The sequence below is a fragment of the Streptococcus sanguinis genome, assembly GCF_008329445.1.
In the GTDB taxonomy this organism is placed as follows: Bacteria; Bacillota; Bacilli; order Lactobacillales; family Streptococcaceae; genus Streptococcus; species Streptococcus sanguinis_O.
On the sequence record NZ_VIBR01000001.1, the window covers coordinates 594757 to 612506 of the forward strand.

General features: G+C 42.0%; 21 protein-coding genes. 9 read left to right on the forward strand and 12 right to left on the reverse strand.

What is annotated here, in order from left to right; genetic code table 11:
- Window positions 1-64: 64 nt before the first annotated feature.
- The 7 genes from FKX92_RS03080 to FKX92_RS03110 form a co-directional block, all read right to left on the reverse strand.
- Window positions 65-757 carry a gamma-glutamyl-gamma-aminobutyrate hydrolase family protein gene (locus FKX92_RS03080; protein ID WP_002900303.1) on the reverse strand — a complete coding sequence of 231 codons (693 nt, stop codon included), beginning with the start codon at window positions 755-757 and terminating at the stop codon, window positions 65-67.
- Window positions 758-781: 24 nt separating this feature from the next.
- Window positions 782-1429 (reverse strand): redox-sensing transcriptional repressor Rex, encoded by a 648-nt coding sequence (locus FKX92_RS03085; RefSeq protein ID WP_002900304.1) that lies wholly within the window; start codon window positions 1427-1429, stop codon window positions 782-784.
- A gap of 123 nt (window positions 1430-1552) precedes the next feature.
- Entirely contained in the window at window positions 1553-1774 is a 222-nt protein-coding gene (locus tag FKX92_RS03090) for a DUF4649 family protein (RefSeq protein ID WP_002900305.1), read from the reverse strand.
- 122 nt (window positions 1775-1896) lie between these two features.
- Window positions 1897-2244, reverse strand: coding sequence for a DUF1831 domain-containing protein (locus FKX92_RS03095; RefSeq protein ID WP_002902952.1), 348 nt, complete (start codon window positions 2242-2244; stop codon window positions 1897-1899).
- Between the two features lies 1 nt (window position 2245).
- Window positions 2246-3358, reverse strand: a complete 1113-nt coding sequence (locus tag FKX92_RS03100) for a cysteine desulfurase family protein (protein WP_316250832.1) — start codon at window positions 3356-3358, stop codon at window positions 2246-2248.
- A gap of 10 nt (window positions 3359-3368) precedes the next feature.
- A complete protein-coding gene (locus FKX92_RS03105) occupies window positions 3369-4325 on the reverse strand; it encodes a ribose-phosphate diphosphokinase (RefSeq protein WP_048773468.1) in 957 nt (318 codons plus the stop codon).
- 135 nt (window positions 4326-4460) lie between these two features.
- The gene (locus FKX92_RS03110; RefSeq protein WP_316250833.1) at window positions 4461-5024 is read right to left on the reverse strand and encodes a CYTH domain-containing protein; all 564 of its coding nucleotides are present in this window, start codon (window positions 5022-5024) and stop codon (window positions 4461-4463) included.
- Between the two features lie 95 nt (window positions 5025-5119).
- Here FKX92_RS03110 and FKX92_RS03115 point away from each other — a divergent pair, with 95 nt between their 5' ends.
- From FKX92_RS03115 to mutY, 5 genes are all read left to right on the forward strand, one after another.
- The gene (locus FKX92_RS03115; RefSeq protein WP_002930530.1) at window positions 5120-5791 is read left to right on the forward strand and encodes a GTP pyrophosphokinase; all 672 of its coding nucleotides are present in this window, start codon (window positions 5120-5122) and stop codon (window positions 5789-5791) included.
- Window positions 5775-6593 (forward strand): NAD kinase, encoded by an 819-nt coding sequence (locus tag FKX92_RS03120; protein WP_284431856.1) that lies wholly within the window; start codon window positions 5775-5777, stop codon window positions 6591-6593. Before FKX92_RS03115 ends, FKX92_RS03120 begins: the two co-directional genes overlap by 17 nt.
- On the forward strand, window positions 6590-7477 hold the full coding sequence (locus FKX92_RS03125) for an RluA family pseudouridine synthase (RefSeq protein WP_002915164.1): 888 nt from the start codon (window positions 6590-6592) through the stop codon (window positions 7475-7477). Before FKX92_RS03120 ends, FKX92_RS03125 begins: the two co-directional genes overlap by 4 nt.
- A gap of 23 nt (window positions 7478-7500) precedes the next feature.
- Window positions 7501-8478 carry a phosphate acetyltransferase gene (gene pta, locus FKX92_RS03130; RefSeq protein WP_002900314.1) on the forward strand — a complete coding sequence of 326 codons (978 nt, stop codon included), beginning with the start codon at window positions 7501-7503 and terminating at the stop codon, window positions 8476-8478.
- A 65-nt stretch (window positions 8479-8543) separates the two neighbouring features.
- On the forward strand, window positions 8544-9704 hold the full coding sequence (mutY, locus tag FKX92_RS03135) for an A/G-specific adenine glycosylase (RefSeq protein WP_149565498.1): 1161 nt from the start codon (window positions 8544-8546) through the stop codon (window positions 9702-9704).
- Window positions 9705-9750: 46 nt separating this feature from the next.
- Here the strand turns inward: mutY and FKX92_RS03140 are convergent, their stop codons facing one another.
- The 5 genes from FKX92_RS03140 to FKX92_RS03160 form a co-directional block, all read right to left on the reverse strand.
- Complete coding sequence (locus tag FKX92_RS03140) at window positions 9751-10098, reverse strand: thioredoxin domain-containing protein (RefSeq protein ID WP_149565499.1); 348 nt, start codon at window positions 10096-10098, stop codon at window positions 9751-9753.
- Between the two features lie 124 nt (window positions 10099-10222).
- The gene (locus FKX92_RS03145) at window positions 10223-11941 is read right to left on the reverse strand and encodes a phospho-sugar mutase (protein ID WP_149565500.1); all 1719 of its coding nucleotides are present in this window, start codon (window positions 11939-11941) and stop codon (window positions 10223-10225) included.
- Window positions 11942-12182: 241 nt separating this feature from the next.
- The gene (locus tag FKX92_RS03150) at window positions 12183-12746 is read right to left on the reverse strand and encodes an ECF transporter S component (RefSeq protein ID WP_002924636.1); all 564 of its coding nucleotides are present in this window, start codon (window positions 12744-12746) and stop codon (window positions 12183-12185) included.
- Window positions 12730-13281, reverse strand: a complete 552-nt coding sequence (coaC, locus tag FKX92_RS03155; protein WP_032908164.1) for a phosphopantothenoylcysteine decarboxylase — start codon at window positions 13279-13281, stop codon at window positions 12730-12732. The genes FKX92_RS03150 and coaC overlap by 17 nt, the downstream gene beginning before the upstream one ends.
- Window positions 13282-13292: 11 nt before the next feature.
- Window positions 13293-13976, reverse strand: coding sequence for a phosphopantothenate--cysteine ligase (locus FKX92_RS03160; RefSeq protein ID WP_002924640.1), 684 nt, complete (start codon window positions 13974-13976; stop codon window positions 13293-13295).
- A gap of 132 nt (window positions 13977-14108) precedes the next feature.
- Between FKX92_RS03160 and FKX92_RS03165 the strand changes: the two genes are divergently transcribed.
- The 4 genes from FKX92_RS03165 (at window position 14109) to FKX92_RS03180 (ending at window position 17748) form a co-directional block, all read left to right on the forward strand.
- Entirely contained in the window at window positions 14109-14666 is a 558-nt protein-coding gene (locus FKX92_RS03165; protein ID WP_002921157.1) for a hypothetical protein, read from the forward strand.
- A 192-nt stretch (window positions 14667-14858) separates the two neighbouring features.
- Window positions 14859-16529 carry a formate--tetrahydrofolate ligase gene (locus FKX92_RS03170; protein WP_149565501.1) on the forward strand — a complete coding sequence of 557 codons (1671 nt, stop codon included), beginning with the start codon at window positions 14859-14861 and terminating at the stop codon, window positions 16527-16529.
- A gap of 77 nt (window positions 16530-16606) precedes the next feature.
- Complete coding sequence (locus FKX92_RS03175) at window positions 16607-17140, forward strand: GNAT family N-acetyltransferase (protein WP_223105367.1); 534 nt, start codon at window positions 16607-16609, stop codon at window positions 17138-17140.
- Window positions 17137-17748 carry a DUF5052 family protein gene (locus tag FKX92_RS03180; protein ID WP_002906536.1) on the forward strand — a complete coding sequence of 204 codons (612 nt, stop codon included), beginning with the start codon at window positions 17137-17139 and terminating at the stop codon, window positions 17746-17748. Before FKX92_RS03175 ends, FKX92_RS03180 begins: the two co-directional genes overlap by 4 nt.
- Window positions 17749-17750 lie beyond the last annotated feature (2 nt).

A 17750-nucleotide genomic window follows, 5' to 3' on the forward strand; every position in this document is an offset into this window, starting at 1 on the left:
ATTTACTTGAATATAAAAAACTTCTATTCGTGTAGAACAGAAGTTTATCTAGGAATAGAAGCTTTTAAAGAATATTGACAACATAATCAAACAGAGCTAAGTCTCCTTCTCTGGAGCCGAACAAGAACTCTGGGTGCCATTGGACGCCAAGGAAAGGACTGCCGTCAGTAGAGGTGATGGCTTCAATGATCTTATCGCGCGGATCATAGGCGATGACTTCTAGGCCAGCCGCTAAATCCTTGATACTTTGGTGGTGGAAGGAGTTGATTTCAGATGCTGGTCCATAGATTTCGTGCAGAATAGAACCATTCTTGGTCACCATGCTTTGGGTTGTGTACTCAGCAGAGCTATCTTGCCAATGATCTTCAATATCTTGATGAAGCGTACCGCCTAAAGCGACATTATAAAGTTGGGTTCCGCGGCAGACAGTGAAGATTGGTTTATTTTGGCGGCGAGCTTCCTTGATTAAAGCTAACTCAAAAATGTCTCGCTTGAGTAAATAATCATCGCTGTCAATGGTTTTCTCTTCACCATAGAATTGAGGGCATACATTTTGACCTCCTGTGATGATTAATTTATCGACAATGGAAACATACTGTTTAGCCATTTCTTCATCACCGATTGGCAAAATCATTGGAATTCCGCCAACTTCTTTGACACCCTCAACGAATCCTGTCGCTGTATAGCTCATATGGATGAAGTGATCGTCTGGGATTTCTCTTTCATTTCCGGTTATTCCAATAATAGGTTTACTCATAGAGTGTTTAATACCTCTTTCAAATTAATAATCATTTTTTCTCATGAAGTAGAGCAAAGTCTGCAGTTCGCTAGTCAGGTCAACATACTGGACGACCACATCCTTAGGCAGGGATAGGTTTACAGGTGAGAAACAGAGAATGCCCTTGACACCAGCCTGAACTAAGATAGATGCGACTTCTTGAGCTTTTACGCTAGGTACAGTTAGGATGGCAGTTTGCACATTTCCTGACTGTATTTTTTCTTTGATTTGGGAAATTCCATAGATAGGAATCCCATCGCTGGTTGTGCTGCCAACTTCTGGATGGTCATCTGTGTCAAAAGCCATTACAACCTTCATTTTATTGCGCTCATGAAAACGATAGTGCAGCAGAGCCCGCCCCATATTACCAACACCAACAATCATGACATTGGTAATAGCATTGTCGTTTAAGAGGTCAGCAAAAAAGTTCATCAATTTCTTGACATCATAACCAAATCCTCTGCGGCCAAGCTCACCGAAATAAGAAAAATCTCGTCTGACAGTAGCAGAGTCAATACCAATGGCTTCAGCGATTTGCTTGGAGTTGGCTTTTTCGATCTTCTCAGCATTAAAACGTTTAAAAATACGATAGTAGAGCGAAAGCCTTTTAGCAGTAGCTCGGGGAATTGTAGTATTTTTTTCAGTTTTCACAAAATCACAACCTTTCTAATTCTATTTTATAGGAAGTTTGTGAAAAAATCAACTAATTAAGGATGTTTAATGCACTAAAAAAGAAAAGAGTTAACGTTTAAGTTATGTTGCAGTTGCGAAGGATTAGTCCTGATAGGGAGTTAAGTCCAACTGGTACATCTGGCGGTACAAGTCTCCAATTAGCCCTGCAAAAGGCAGCTGGTGTCCCTTATACGTAACAGAAAGCACCTTGAGCGAGTCAGGAACCGTAACGCAGCCAGAGAAGGCTAGAAGAAATTCATCGAAATCTTCATAGGTAAGTGTTCGTTTTACCTTATATGAGTCCAAATAGGTCAGTTCAACCATCGTTAATCCTTTCCTTTGGTTCGATTAGTCATTTGATATTTTCAAGAGTTCTAAGCAGAAGTCAAGCTTGTTTGGTTTTTTAAAGAGTCTAAATCAAAAAAGCAAAATTGCGAGAATCTTGCTTATTGTGGTGTCTTTTCAAAAATATTTCTTTCAACCAAGCTATCCATCAAGAAATAAAATTTTTGCTGGATAATGTGATGGTCTTCTGATTTGAAAATATTGACCAAGCGCAGGCCTGATTTGTCAGTGATATTGATTTTGAAACCATTCAAATCTTTATTGACGATTATTTTCAGCAGAAAACCATTTCCGCTGTTGGGAACAGATTCCAGAAGACGAGAGAGTTCATAGTTGCCAACCTTGCTTTCAGCGAATGTATTGTCGCGCAAGGTAAATTTCTTGACATTTGGGTGAAGTGAATAGGTATATTCACAGTTTGCTAAGCTAACAGATGTTTGAAAGGCCATCTTATCCTCCTAAAATTTCTTTTAATTTCTTTGTAAATGATTGAATCTCTTGCAGAGTCGTTTGGTCCGAAGTGCTGATTCGAATAGACTCATACAAGCGATTGGAATCCCTGCCATACATAGCCTGCAAGACATGACTGGGTTGTATAGCTCCGGCAGTGCAGGCTGATCCTGTTGAAATGGAAAATCCATTTAAATCCATTTGAAGCAGAAGCAGATCATTCTTTTGATTGGGAAATCCCAAATTGATGACATAAGGCAAGCTTGGCTGACTTTCATTTAAGTAATATTCAATGTCTAATAAGTCAGCAAGTAAGCTGTCTTTTAAGTCTTGCGCATGCTCTAGATTTTCCTCTAGATGTTCCATGCTCTCTGACAGAGCCGCTGCCATGCCTGTGATAGAGATTAGATTTTCAGTTCCGGCCCGGTGTTTTTCTTCCTGGTCACCACCGTGCATGAAATTGTCAAAATCCATCTTCTTGGCATAAAGGAAGCCAACACCTTTGGGGCCATGAAACTTATGAGCTGAGGCAGAGAGGAAGTCAATCCCTAGCTCGTCAGGGTAGATGGGAAGTTTACCAATTGCTTGGACAGCATCAACGTGAAAAGCAGCACGATGTTCTCGCAGTAGTTCACCAATTTTCTTAATGGGGAGCATGGCACCAGTTTCGTTATTAACTGCCATGACAGATACAAGAATAGTGTCAGGTCTAAGAGCCTTCTTAATATCCTCCGCTCGAATCTGACCATCCACCGGCTGAACAAAAGTAGCTTCGAAGCCGAATTTATCTACTAAGTACTCTACCACTTCTAAGACGGCATGGTGCTCAATAGCAGTGGTAACAATATGTTTTCCTCGGTTCTGGTGACGAAGGGCATAGCCTTTGATAGCAGTATTGTTGCTTTCAGTGCCGCCTGAAGTAAAAAGGATCTTATTGCTTTGAGTATGCAGAGCTTGAGCAATATCCTCACGTGCCTGTCTGAGCAGTTTACTAGCTTCTCGTCCATGGCTGTGCGTACTGGAAGGATTTCCAAAGACAGTCATAGTCTTGGTCATTGCTTGGATTGCAGCGGGCGACAAAGCAGTTGTAGCAGCATTATCTAAATAAATCACTCCGGTTACCTTATTTCTTTTGATAGGCAAAGAGTGGGCTGACTGGTCTTCTTTCTTGGATACGGACAATGGCATCACCAATCAGTTCACTAGCTGTAATGTAGTGGAGATTCTTAGGTGTTTTTTCTTTGGTATCAACAGAGTCGGTCACAAGTATTTCTCTGATAGGAGAATCATCCAGCAATTCCGCAGCTTTATCCGCAAAGAGACCATGGCTGGATACAGCATAGATTTCGACTGCGCCTTCGCGACACACAATTTTAGCTGCTTCAGAGAAAGTCCGACCGGTATTTAAAATGTCGTCAATCAGAATAGCTTTCTTGCCCTCGACATCTCCGATAATATATCCCTCAGAGCGACCCGCCTCATCTTCGCCATAATCAATGATAGCGATAGGGGCATCTAGATATTCAGCCAGATTGCGAGCACGTTTAACACCAGAGTTTTTAGGGCTGACGACAACGACATCATCGCCAGTAAGGCCCATGTTGCAGTAGTGTTTGGCAAAGAGTGGGATAGTGAAGAGGTTATCAACTGGGATATCAAAGAAACCTTGGACCTGCACGGCATGAAGATCCAGAGAAATCACACGATCTACTCCAGCTCCGACGAGCATGTTGGCAACCAGTTTAGCTGTGATTGGCTCGCGAGGGGCAGCAGTCCGATCCTGACGGGCATAACCAAAATAAGGCATCACAACATTAATCGTATTGGCACTGGCACGCTTGCAGGCATCCACCATAATTAAGAGTTCCATCAAGTGATTATTGACAGGGAAGCTAGTAGACTGAATGATGTAAATATCATAGCCACGGACACTTTCTTCGATATTAATCTGAATCTCGCCGTCCGAGAATTGACGGGAGGAAAGTTTCCCCAAAGGAACCCCAGCAGCTTCAGCGATTTTTTCAGCTATGGAATGATTGGAGTTGAGGGAAAAAAGCTTCATATTTTTTTTATCTGACATGAGTTGGACCGTCCTCTTTTTGTCTCATTTCTATATCTAATGCTCCATGAAATTTATTTTTCAATAGGCTTTAGATTGCTACCTTTTATTTTACCAAAAAAATTAGATTATTTCAGCTATTTTGTGGTTGTTGGTTTACAAGTTTTCAGAAAATCTTGCTATCTTGCTCTTGCCGGGTTTGTAGTCGATCTTGTGCTGTTTTAGGAAGTTGAGGAAATTTTCTTTTCCTTTTTCAAAATCTTCAACTTCGACTTCGAGTTCGAAGTCAGTTTTGCCCAAATAGTGACTCTCATCCAGAGCAAGGAGGCCGATTTCGTCTTCCTTTTCATAGCGAGTAGTCTCTAGAGAACCAAGAATCTTCAAGTCTTGGATGGGAATTTCTTTTTGAAGCAGCGTTTCTAAAATCTCTCCCTTAGGAAATTCATTGTTCTGCAAAATGTTTTCGGTTTCTTCTGGTGTCAAGTTCTGATTGAGTTCCAAGGATCCGACTTCTTGAGGAATCTTGAGCGTCAGCTCAGCTTCGCGATGGTTAAAAGTTCGTACTCGAAAAGCCATGTGGGCGTGTCGGATACTTTGCTGGTCTGACTCGATGTAGTAGTTGGTCTGGCTAATAGGCGAAACATCAGCAAACAACTGGAGCAAACGGTCGTGCTCTTCTTCGGTCAGCATGGTTTTGAATTCAATTTCTAAGTGATTCATTTTCATATCCTTTTCTTTTTTTTGAAAGCGATTTATGTTATAATAACAGTTGTGTTTATTTTATACAAAAAATAATGATATGACAAGGTAAGTGTATGACAATAGAATGGGAAGAGTTTCTAGACCCCTATATTCAAGCGGTTGGAGAGCTGAAAATTAAGTTGCGTGGAGTGCGAAAGCAATACCGCAAGCAGCAGCGTCATTCCCCGATTGAGTTTGTGACCGGACGAGTCAAGCCGATTGAGAGCATTAAAGAAAAGATGATTCTGCGAGGCATTCGCGAGGAAAACATCGAGCAGGAGATGCAGGATATCGCTGGCTTACGGGTCATGGTCCAGTTTGTTGATGATGTGGATGAGGTTTTAGAAGTCCTGCGAAACCGGACTGATATGCGCATTGTTCAGGAGCGGGATTATATAAAAAACAAAAAAGCCAGTGGCTATCGGAGCTACCATGTGATTATAGAGTATCCAGTTGATACGATTAATGGTCATAGGCTTATTCTGGCTGAAATTCAGATTCGCACCCTTTCGATGAATTTTTGGGCTACGATTGAACATTCTTTGAATTACAAGTATAAAGGAGAATTTCCCGAGGAAATCAAATGTCGCTTGGAAACCACAGCTAATCTTGCTTATCAGCTGGATGAGGAGATGGGTGCTATCCGTGACGCTATCCAGGAGGCGCAGGCCCTCTTTGACCCTCTTCACCGCAAGTTAAATGACGGTGTGGGAAATAGTGATGATACAGATGAAGAATACAGATAAAAAAATAGCGATTATCCGCAATCGGAAAAGACAGAGTGAACAAGTCTATCAGGATTTGAAGCAGAAGCTTAAGCAGAATGGCTTTATTTTAACTCCTAAGAATCCCGACATCGTGATTTCGGTGGGTGGTGACGGCATGTTACTGTCGGCTTTTCATATGTATGAAGAACAGCTGGATCGGGTCCGCTTTGTTGGTGTACATACAGGCCATCTCGGCTTTTATACAGACTACCGTGATTTTGAATTAGATAAACTGGTAGAAAATCTCAAATTAGACACTGGTGCTCAGGTTTCTTATCCAATTTTAAATGTCAAAATTACTTTTGAAAATGGTGATACACGCACTATTCGTGCTTTGAACGAAGCAACAATCAAGCGTTCGGATCGAACTATGGTAGCTGATGTCATTATCAATCGGGTTCATTTCGAGCGTTTCCGAGGAGATGGGATTTCCGTCTCTACTCCGACGGGCAGTACAGCCTATAACAAATCTCTGGGTGGAGCGGTATTGCATCCGACAATCGAAGCCTTGCAGGTGACAGAGATTGCCAGTCTCAACAATCGGGTCTATCGGACGTTGGGCTCGTCGGTCATTGTTCCCAAAAAAGATAAGATTGAGTTAGTGCCGACCCGCAGTGATTATCACACCATTGCGGTTGATAATCAGACTTTCTCTTTCAAAAACATTGTTCGTATCGAGTATCAGATTGACAATCACAAGATACATTTTGTGGCTTCACCAAGCCATACCAGCTTTTGGAATCGTGTCAGAGACTCCTTTATTGGAGAGTGCCAGGAATGAGGTTTGAGTTTATTGCTGATGAACATGTCAAGGTAAAGACCTTTTTGAAGCGACATGAAATTTCCAAAGGCCTCTTGGCTAAGATAAAATTTTCCGGCGGAAACATTCTTGTCAACCATCAGCCTCAGAACGCTATTTATCTCTTGGATATTGGCGATAAAGTGACGATTGACATTCCTTCTGAAAAAGGATTTGAGAGTCTGAAAGCTGTTGATAAGGACTTGTCTGTCGTCTACGAGGATGAGCATTTCTTGGTTTTGGATAAACCGGCAGGGGTGGCCAGTATTCCCAGTGTTAATCATTCCAATACTATGGCAAACTTTGTTAAGGCTTACTATATTCGTCATGCCTATGAAAACCAGCAGGTGCATATCGTGACGCGTCTGGATAAGGATACAAGTGGGCTCATGCTCTTTGCCAAGCATGGCTATGCTCATGCCAGATTGGACAAACAGTTGCAGAAGAAGCTGATAGAAAAGCGCTATTACGCTCTAGTTCGGGGGACTGGTGACTTAGAGGAGCAAGGTGAGATTATTGCTCCGATTGGACGCAATCCTGAGAGTATCATTACGAGGCGCGTGACAGAGGATGGCAAGTACGCTCATACCAGTTACAAGGTCATAGAGCGATTTGGAGATGTCTATCTAGTGGATATTCATCTGCATACTGGGCGGACTCATCAAATCCGCGTTCACTTTTCACATATTGGCTTTCCGCTTTTGGGTGACGACCTTTATGGTGGGAGTTTGGAACACGGAATAGAGCGTCAGGCTTTACATTGTCATTCTTTGAAATTTTATAATCCTTTTAGTGGCCAGGAAGTTGAGCGTGCCAGTCCTTTGCCAGAAGATTTTAAACAAGTTATTGAGAAATTAAAAGAATAAGAGATAAAGGAGTTTTAAGAAACATGAAAATTTTTGATTCAATTCGTGAAGCCTTGAAGGATAAGGAAGTAAAGATTGTCTTGCCAGAGGGTGAGGAGCCACGGATTTTGCAAGCAACTAAACGCTTAGTGAAAGAAACCGATATTACTCCAGTTCTTTTAGGGAATCCTGATAAAATCCGCATTTATCTGGAAATTGAGGGAGTAAAAGAAGGATATCAGGTTATTGATCCTTCAAACTGTTCTTGCTTTGAAGAACTGGTAGAAGCATTCGTTGAACGCCGTAAAGGGAAAATCACTGCAGATGAAGCACGTCAGTTGCTAAAGGAAGACGTTAACTACTTTGGTGTTATGTTGGTTTATCTTGGTAAAGTCCAAGGAATGGTATCTGGCGCGATTCACTCCACTGCAGCGACTGTTCGACCGGCTCTTCAAATCATCAAGACCCTGCCTTGGGTGTCTCGTACTTCAGGAGCCTTTCTCATGGTGCGTGATGACGAACGCTACATTTTCAGTGACTGTGCCATCAATATCGATCCAGATGCCAATGTTTTGGCGGAGATTGCTGTTAACTCAGCTTTGACAGCACAAATTTTCGGTATTGATCCTAAAGTTGCCATGCTCAGCTATTCAACCAAAGGCTCTGGTTTCGGAGAAAAGGTTGATAAGGTAGTGGAAGCGACTAAGCTGGCTCAGGAAATGCGTCCAGACTTGGCTATCGATGGTGAATTGCAGTTTGATGCAGCTTTCGTTCCTGCAACAGCAGAGCTGAAAGCACCTGGCAGCCCTGTGGCTGGTCAAGCGACTGTCTTTGTCTTCCCAAGTATCGAAGCTGGGAATATCAGTTACAAAATGGCAGAGCGTTTAGGTGGCTTTTCAGCAGTAGGTCCTATCTTGCAAGGTCTTAACCATCCAGTTAATGACCTTTCCAGAGGGTGTAATGCGGATGACGTATACAAGCTGACTTTGATTACAGCCAGTCAGGCAGTAGGTCATTATTAAACGATAAGAAACAATTGGAGGGCGTAAGCTCTCCTATTTTTCTTGCCTTATGCTATACTAGATTTATGTTAGATTTGAAAGAATACGGAATTGAGATGTGGGAGGCAGATAAAATCGCCTCTTTTCGAGAGAAATTATTAACTTGGTATGATGAAAACAAACGTGATCTGCCTTGGCGTAGAACAAATAATCCTTATCATATCTGGGTTTCTGAGATTATGCTGCAGCAGACTAGAGTTGATACGGTGATTCCTTACTATGAGCGTTTTCTTGACTGGTTCCCCAGTATAGCTGATTTAGCTCAGGCGCCAGAGGATAGACTGCTCAAGGCTTGGGAAGGGTTGGGCTATTATTCGCGGGTGCGAAATATGCAAAAAGCAGCTCAGCAGATAATGACAGATTTCGCTGGAAAATTTCCTGATAGCTATGAAGGAATTGCTAGCCTCAAAGGGATCGGGCCTTATACGGCTGGTGCAATTGCTAGTATTGCCTTTGGACTAGCTGAGCCTGCGGTGGATGGCAATGTTATGCGGGTGCTGAGTCGATTGTTTGAAGTTGATTTAGATATTGGCCAACCTAGCAATCGGAAGGTCTTTCAGGCTATGATGGAGATTCTGATTGATTCAGATAGACCAGGAGATTTTAATCAAGCGCTGATGGATTTGGGGTCAGATATCGAAGCTCCTGTTAATCCTCATCCAGAAGACAGTCCTGTAAAGGAGTTCAGTGCAGCTTATTTGAATGGAACAATGGATAAATACCCAATCAAAGCACCTAAAAAGAAGCCAGTTCCGGTCTATTTGCAGGGCTTGATTATCGAAAACGAACAGGGACAATTCTTGCTTGAAAAGAATGAGGCTGCTGGCTTGTTATCAGGTTTTTGGCATTTTCCCTTGATTGAAATCGAGGAATTTCAAACTGAAAATCAGATGTCCTTGTTTGAGGTGGCTGAAAATCAGCCCAGTCTGGACTTGTCTCCTCAAGAAAGCTTTGAGCAGGATTATGATTTGATTGTTGATTGGCAGCAGCAGTCCTTTTCAAATGTACAGCATGTTTTCAGTCATCGCAAGTGGCATATCCAGATGGCTTATGGCCGAGTTAAAGATAGTCAGCACGCAGCGGAGGGAGAGGTCTTGTGGCTTGATCCAGAAGACTTTGGCAATTACCCCTTTGCCAAACCCCAGCAGAAGATGTGGGAGGCTTTTCAGGAAGTTAGAAATAAATAAAAAATCTGAGACTCTTTTTGTCTCAGATTTTTGAATTGAATCAATTTTACAAGTTTGCAAAAGCTTTAATCTCATCCGCAGTCATAGAAGAATCACAACGAACAGATACTTGGCCGTCTTGAACATGAACAAAACCTGGAACCGTCGGAATGCTGTATTCAGAGCGGAAGGCTTGCAGTTTCTCTAATTCGCTGGCTTCTTCGCTATTGATAAAGAAAATATGCGCCTTGGTATCAGCAACAACGCCAGCAAGAGTAGCTGCGAATTTACGGCAGTAAGGGCAAGTTTTGCGACCGACGAAGAAAGTTGCAGTCTCTTTGTCAGCAATCGCTTGACGAGCACGGTCAACAGTTGTAATTTCTAGGCCTTTAATATTTTGAGCAAATTGTTCCACAAATAATCCTCATTTCTTTTGATAAAACTAGTATGCCATAAAAAGCAGAAAAATGCTTGATTTGGAAACGAAAAACCAGAGAATGTGAAATTTATTCTCTGGTTGATTGGTTGATAGTGTTATTTTACTTGATAAAGGCATTAATCTCTGCTTCAATAGCAGCAATTTTTGTTTGAGCATCTTCATTGCTGTCACCAACAACGGCAATGTAGAACTTGATTTTTGGTTCTGTTCCAGATGGACGGACAGCAATCCATGAACCGTCAGCCAAAGTGTATTTCAGCACATCGCTTGGAGGAGTTGTCAGAGCTGTAACAGTACCGTCTGCGGCGGTAGAAGTCTGTGCCTTGAAGTCTTCAGTAACAGAAATGGCAGTAGCGTTGAATTCTTTCGGAGCATTGTCACGGAACTTAGCCATGATAGCCTTGATTTGCTCTGCTCCATCAACACCGGACAAGGTTACAGAGATAGTCTTTTCAGCAAAGTAACCATACTCTTTGTAGATTTCTTCAATACCGTCAGCCAGAGTCAAGCCACGTGAGCGGTAGTAGGCAGCTAGCTCAGCTACAACCAAAACAGCTTGGATAGCGTCTTTATCACGTACAAATGGTTTAATCAGATAGCCAAAGCTTTCTTCAAATCCCATCATGTAGGTGTGGTTGTGCTTTTCTTCGAATTCTTGAATCTTTTCAGCGATAAATTTGAAACCAGTCAAGACATTGAACATGGTTGCGCCATAACTTTCAGCAATCTTAGTCACCAAGTCAGTAGAAACGATAGACTTGCAGAGTGCTGCGTTTGCTGGCAGAGTTCCAGCACTCTTATGAGCTTCCAAGATGTACTTGGCCATGATGGCTCCGATTTGGTTACCTGAAAGGTTAAGATAGCTGCCGTCTTTTTGCAGAACTTCAACACCGACACGGTCAGCATCTGGGTCAGTTGCAACCAAGACATCTGCACCAACTTTACGGCCTAATTCTTCAGCTAAGGCAAAGGCTGCTTGGCTTTCAGGGTTTGGAGACTTAACAGTAGAAAAGTCTGGATCAGCTACAGCTTGAGCTTCAACAACTTCTACAGAATCAAATCCAGCTTGAGCCAAAGCTCGACGAGCCAGCATTTCACCAGTACCGTGCAGTGGAGTATAGACAATCTTCATGTCCTTGCCGTATTCATCAATCAGTTTTTGGTTGATATTGACATCTTTAACTTCCTTGAGGTATTCAGTATCAATAGCATCGCCAATCACTTCAATCAAGCCAGAAGCTTTTTCAGCTTCAACATCAGCGACCTCAATAGCAAAAGGATTTTCAATCGCACGGATGTAGTCAGTCAATGCATCTGCATCATGCGGAGGCATTTGCCCGCCGTCTTCACCATATACTTTATAGCCGTTAAATGGAGCAGGGTTGTGGCTGGCTGTAATCATGATACCAGCAAAAGTTCCCAGATGACGTACTGCAAATGAAAGTTCCGGAGTTGGGCGCAGGCTTTCAAAAACATAGGACTTGATACCGTGCTTAGCTAAAACAGCAGCAGATTCAAAGGCAAATTCTGGTGAGAAATGACGGGAGTCGTAAGCAATCGCAACACCGCGTTTTTTGAACTCATCACCTTTTTCTTCAATCAAGCGAGCCAAACCTTCAGTTGCCTGACGGACAACATAAATATTAATACGGTTGGTACCAGCGCCAATTAAACCACGCATACCAGCGGTACCAAACTCAAGATTGGTGTAAAAAGCATCTTCCTTAGTTTTTTCGTCCATACTGTTCAAGTCTTGGCGAAGATAGTCAGGAAGTTCAGCATAATCAAGCCATTTTTTGAAGTTATCTTGATAAGTCATAGGTGGAGTCTCCTTTATTTTTGAAATGAAGAGTTGGAAATTTTAGTAAAAAATCCTGCTCTTAAATTTTCTTAATCGCTTACATTGTAGCATATTTTCATTAATTTTGAAAGAGGTTACCTAGAAAACAATGAAATACTTTTCAAGGCATTGTTTCAAGGATTTCAAGCTGGTTATTGCAGAATTGCGAGATTAAAAAAGACCAAAGCAAGGCTTGGTCAGGAAAATTAATTTATCATCATTATTTTTTGGCTTTTTCAAGTGCAGGAATGATAGTTGCTGTCAAAATCGCAGAAATGATTAACTCGGCAATGGAATTTGCAGATAGAATCACAGCCAAAAGTGCTTTGATATCACCTTGGTATACATTTGAAAAGAGAAAGAAGATACCTCCCAAGACGAAGATGGTATTGGTGGCAGAACCAACGGAACCAGCTACAATCAAGCCAGCCTTATTTTTCATTGCTTTATATACGAAATAAGGAGTGATACCGATGAGAATGCGAGGCACCATGGCAACAAGAAGCGAAGAAAGGCTTCCATTTGGCACAAAGGGGCTAAAGAGATAGCTGGTTGGTAGCAACACCAAGGTATTGGTAATAACGCTGATACATCCCATGAGCCCACCTAGAACAGCTCCGACTTTAGGACCATAGAGGATACTGGCAATGATAACAGGGATGTGAATAATCGTAGGTTTAATCGGTACTGGCAGGAGGTTGAAAATGACTGAGCTGAGCAGGTGCAGTACCAACATAATGGCAAAGAAAATAGCAATTTGAGCAATTTTAGACTGTTTTTTCATAAATAAGTTCCTTTACTGTATCAATAATTGTATCAATCTCAGCTAGAGCACCTGTCCCCTGATCGCCACAGGCCAGAACAGCTTCGCGTGGTTGGATAACCTTCCATCCAAAACGCTGCAGACGTTCCAAATTGTGCTGGGTTAGTGGATTTTCAAACATCTTAGTGTTCATAGCTGGAGCCAAAACTTTCTTCGTATGAGGCGGCAGAGCTAGAGCAGTAGCTGTCACCATATTGTCAGCTAAGCCGTTGGCTAGTTTAGCGATGGTATTTGCTGTAGCGGGAGCTAGCAAAAAGAGGTCAGACTTTTTAGCGATATCAATGTGATTGACCTTGCTCGGGTCAGGTTCTTGCATAATATCAATTGCAACTGGCTTTTGCGACAAGACTTGCAGGGTCAGCGGTGTGATAAATTCTGTCGCTGCCTCTGTCATGAGGACAGCAACTTCAAAGTTCTCTTTCTTTAGACGGCTGATGATGTCAGCAGCCTTGTAGGCTGATATGCTGCCGCTGACGGCTAAGGTAATCCGTTTCATCATTTACCTCCTTATGGACTATGGATATGCAGGTAGAGGAGCTGAGCAATTTCTTCTTTGGATTGAGCTTGAGTTACAGTCTCTTTTCCGACAAGATAGGCTCTGTGCTCCTGATTAGAAATCTCTGTCAAATCATTGACGACGATGATTTCTGCTTGATTTTTTATGAGACTGGCTCGTGCGGTCTCGAGTAACTCTTCCTTAGAAACATCGACCAAGAGTTTGAAGCCAATCAAGCGAATGGCTGGATTCCATTTTTTTACCAAACTGATGATTTTTGGTGTCTTTTTGAGAAAAAGAACTTGAACATCATCCTGAGAAGAAATCTTGCTTTCTGAGTTAGTTTTATTCAGAAATTCAGTCATGTCAGGGCTAGCCGCTACAGCTTCCAAACCAGTCATGTAGACGGGAGTATAGTCAGAAACAGCCATTGCATGAATCAATACATCATGTGTGTGAACGAGCGGCTTCAAGCTTTCAAGCAGTTCTGCAACGTTTTCAATCTGGACAATGGTAAGATTGGGATGAGCTGCCGGGCGGACAGCCTTGGGAGTCGTCACCAGAGTCACCTGATCGCCCTTGTCTAAGAAAGTTTCAGCTATGATTTTCCCAAGCCGACCTGTCGAATGATTTGTAATAGAGCGGACACGGTCGATTTTCTCGCTGGTCCCGCCAGAAGTAATCAATATGTTCATAGCACTATTTTACAAGAAAAAAGAAATTTAGTAAAATAATTCTAATTGCAGAGTGTCACAGCGGAGAAGTGACTAATCCAAAAGTGTACTGCAGTGTTTATTGAAACTAAAATTTAGATATGGAGAAAAATAATGAATAAAGATGATTATGAATTTGCATTTTTTGCTGGTGAAAATTATTATATATCATCAGTCGTTGGAATTATAATGTCGATAATTTTCCCTTTGTTTTTAATAGCAAGTATACAAGGTCATGACAGTGAACACAATTTGGGGTCTTCGTCAAGTTATAGCTATTCGAGCGCTTCTGCAGAAAAAGGGAGCGTTGAAGGTTTTTTAATATTCTTTGCAATTATTGCGTCTGTGATTATTATCACACTAATTGTAAGAAGTATGAATGCAGAAAAAGATAGTAAATACCCTATTTTAGCGGGGACAGCTGAAGAAATGGTTTTTCGATTAAGCAATGGGAACGTTCATTTTTTGGAATGGGAAATAATTGACAGTATTTCTCACAAGCAAGTCGTCGAATATGATGAGGATGGTAGTAGTACATCTCACTATATATGTCCTAAAACTAAGAAAGGAGAAGTATTTGAGATCTCTATTTCAAAATTAGATGAGAATTACAGTGATATCCAACAAGTTTTGCACAAGTATCATCCAGAAATTTCTTTGATAGACTTCTAGAATAAAAACAAAATAAGTTTTTCGTAGTGATAAGTAGATGGATTATTTCTAAATCAACTTAGAGGAACATCATGCAATTGATTACCAAGTTGACATTTAAAAACCGAACATTAAAATCTATTTAGAGCTTAATCATGTAGATTTTGCTCTTTTTTGTTATAATCTTTATATTAATTGGTAGAGGAGTTCTTGATGAAAACAGATATTGAAATTGCTCAAAGTGTTGAATTGCAGCCTATTGTTGATGTGGTGAAAAAAGTCGGCATCGACTATGATGACTTGGAACTATATGGTAAGTATAAGGCCAAGCTCAGCTTTGATAAGATTCGTGAGGTTGAAAAAAATCCTGTTGGCAAACTGATTTTGGTAACAGCAATCAATCCGACACCTGCTGGGGAAGGTAAGTCTACCATTACCATTGGACTAGCTGATGCGCTCAATAAAATTGGCAAGAAAACTATGATTGCTATCCGCGAACCATCTCTGGGGCCGGTAATGGGGATTAAAGGAGGTGCTGCTGGTGGTGGTCACGCGCAGGTTCTACCAATGGAAGATATCAACTTGCATTTTACTGGTGACATGCATGCCATCACGACTGCTAATAATGCCCTGTCTGCCCTCATTGACAATCATCTTCATCAGGGAAATGCTCTGGGAATTGATCAGCGGCGCATTATCTGGAAACGTGTGGTGGACTTGAATGATCGGGCTCTTCGTCATGTGACCGTTGGCTTAGGAAGTCCAGTTAATGGTATTCCACGCGAAGATGGTTTTGATATCACGGTTGCATCTGAAATTATGGCGATTCTTTGCCTAGCTACGGATATTGAAGATTTGAAAAAGCGCTTGGCTAACATTGTCATTGGTTATCGCTATGACCGCTCACCAGTCTATGTTCGTGACCTTGAGGTAGAAGGAGCCTTGGCTTTGGTCTTAAAAGATGCGATTAAGCCAAATCTGGTTCAGACTATTTACGGTACACCAGCCTTTGTTCATGGCGGGCCTTTTGCCAATATCGCCCATGGCTGTAACTCTGTTTTGGCGACTAGCACTGCGCTGCGCTTGGCTGATTATACAGTGACTGAGGCAGGTTTTGGTGCGGACCTTGGAGCTGAAAAATTCTTGGATATTAAAACTCCAAACTTGCCAACCTCTCCAGATGCAGTCGTAATTGTCGCAACCTTGCGAGCCCTCAAGATGAATGGCGGCGTTGCGAAAGATGCTCTGACAGAAGAAAATGTAGAAGCAGTTCGTGCAGGTTTTGCTAATCTCAAACGTCACGTTGAAAATATCCGCAAGTTCGGTATTCCAGCGGTAGTAGCCATCAATGAATTTGTATCTGACACGGAAGCTGAAGTTGCTACGCTTAAAGAGCTTTGTGCAGAAATCGGGGTACCGGTTGAGCTTGCTAGTGTATGGGCTGATGGTGCCGAAGGTGGTGTTGCTCTGGCTGAGACTGTAGTCAAAACCATTGCTGAAGAGCCTGCTCATTACACTCGCCTCTATGACAATGATCTCTCTATTGAAGAAAAAATCGAAAAAATTGTCACAGAAATCTATCGTGGTTCGAAGGTGAATTTTGAGAAAAAAGCGCAGACTCAGATTCGAGAAATTGTCAAAAATGGCTGGGACAAGCTGCCAATCTGCATGGCCAAAACACAGTATAGCTTTTCAGACAATCCTGCTGCTCTGGGGGCGCCAGAAAACTTTGAAATTATAATTCGTGAACTGGTACCAAAACTTGGAGCAGGCTTTATCGTGGCTTTGACAGGAGATGTCATGACCATGCCAGGATTGCCAAAACGTCCTGCGGCACTTAATATGGATGTTGCAGCAGACGGCACAGCTATTGGTCTATTTTGATCTTGGTTTAAAAGGCTCTTTAGGAGTCTTTTTTTGGTATAATAGTGAAAATAATGAGAATGGAATATGGAGTCAACATGAATATTAGATTAGCAAATCCATCAGACGCTGCGAGCTTGCTTGCTATTTATGCGCCTTATGTAGAAAATACAGCCATCACTTTTGAATATGAAGTACCGACCATTGAGGATTTTGGAAATAGGATTGAAAAAACGTTGGAAAAATATCCTTATCTGGTAGCGGAAGAAGATGGTTTAATTTTAGGTTATGCCTATGCTTCGACTTATTATGCGCGTGCCGCCTATGATTGGGCGGTGGAATTATCCGTCTATGTCAGTCTAGATGCTCGAGGAAAAGGAGTCGGCAGCAAGCTTTATGATGAGCTTGAAGACCTGTTAGATCAGATGGGATATATGCATTTTCTAGCCTGTATTTCTCTGCCTAACGAAGCCAGCCTGGCTTTGCATCAAAAAAGAGGCTACCAGCAAGTAGCGCATTTCCCTAAAATCGGCTATAAATTCGAGCGTTGGCATGACATTGTTTGGCTGCAAAAGTCCTTGGACAAGCAAGCTGGCCCCATCAAACTTTTAAAAGAAATGGAGTGGAAATGATGAAAAAGAAACATTTATTAATAACTCTTCTAAGCATTGCCCTTTTGACTTTGAGCGGCTGTCAGGCCGTTGAAAATTGGTTCAAAAATGCCAAGGAGGAATGGTTGGGGTTGGAGATGACGGTTCGCACCTATGATGAGAATTCCCAACTCATTGACCAGATGTCGGGCAAGTCACTATCCATCTCGCGTAACGAGGAGTTTGATTCAGTTGATGCGGAAGGAAATTCCAAGGAAGATTCTTCTGTGCTCAAAATAACCTTGGGTAAGTATGAGATTGACCATGTGGGCTCTTCCTTGATTGCAGAAGAAAAAGGCTTGAAAGATGTCTTTGCTCAATATCAAAAGACTGCAGATGTTGAGGAGAATAGCCATTCTGTCCCTGTTTTAAATCGCATGATTTCAGCCTTTAAAAACGACTTTACCGGAAAGAAAAAGGTTGTTCTGATTCGCTCTCAAAACGGCACTCCGTTGGCTGCCTATGCTGGCGATCGTGTTTCTCTAGATAAATCCGATGCTCCTAAAACCTCTGAGTTGCTGATTGACGGCAAGCGCCTCGTGATTTACCGCTGTGACTACACTATTTATGACCGTGAATTGCTGGAGTAAAC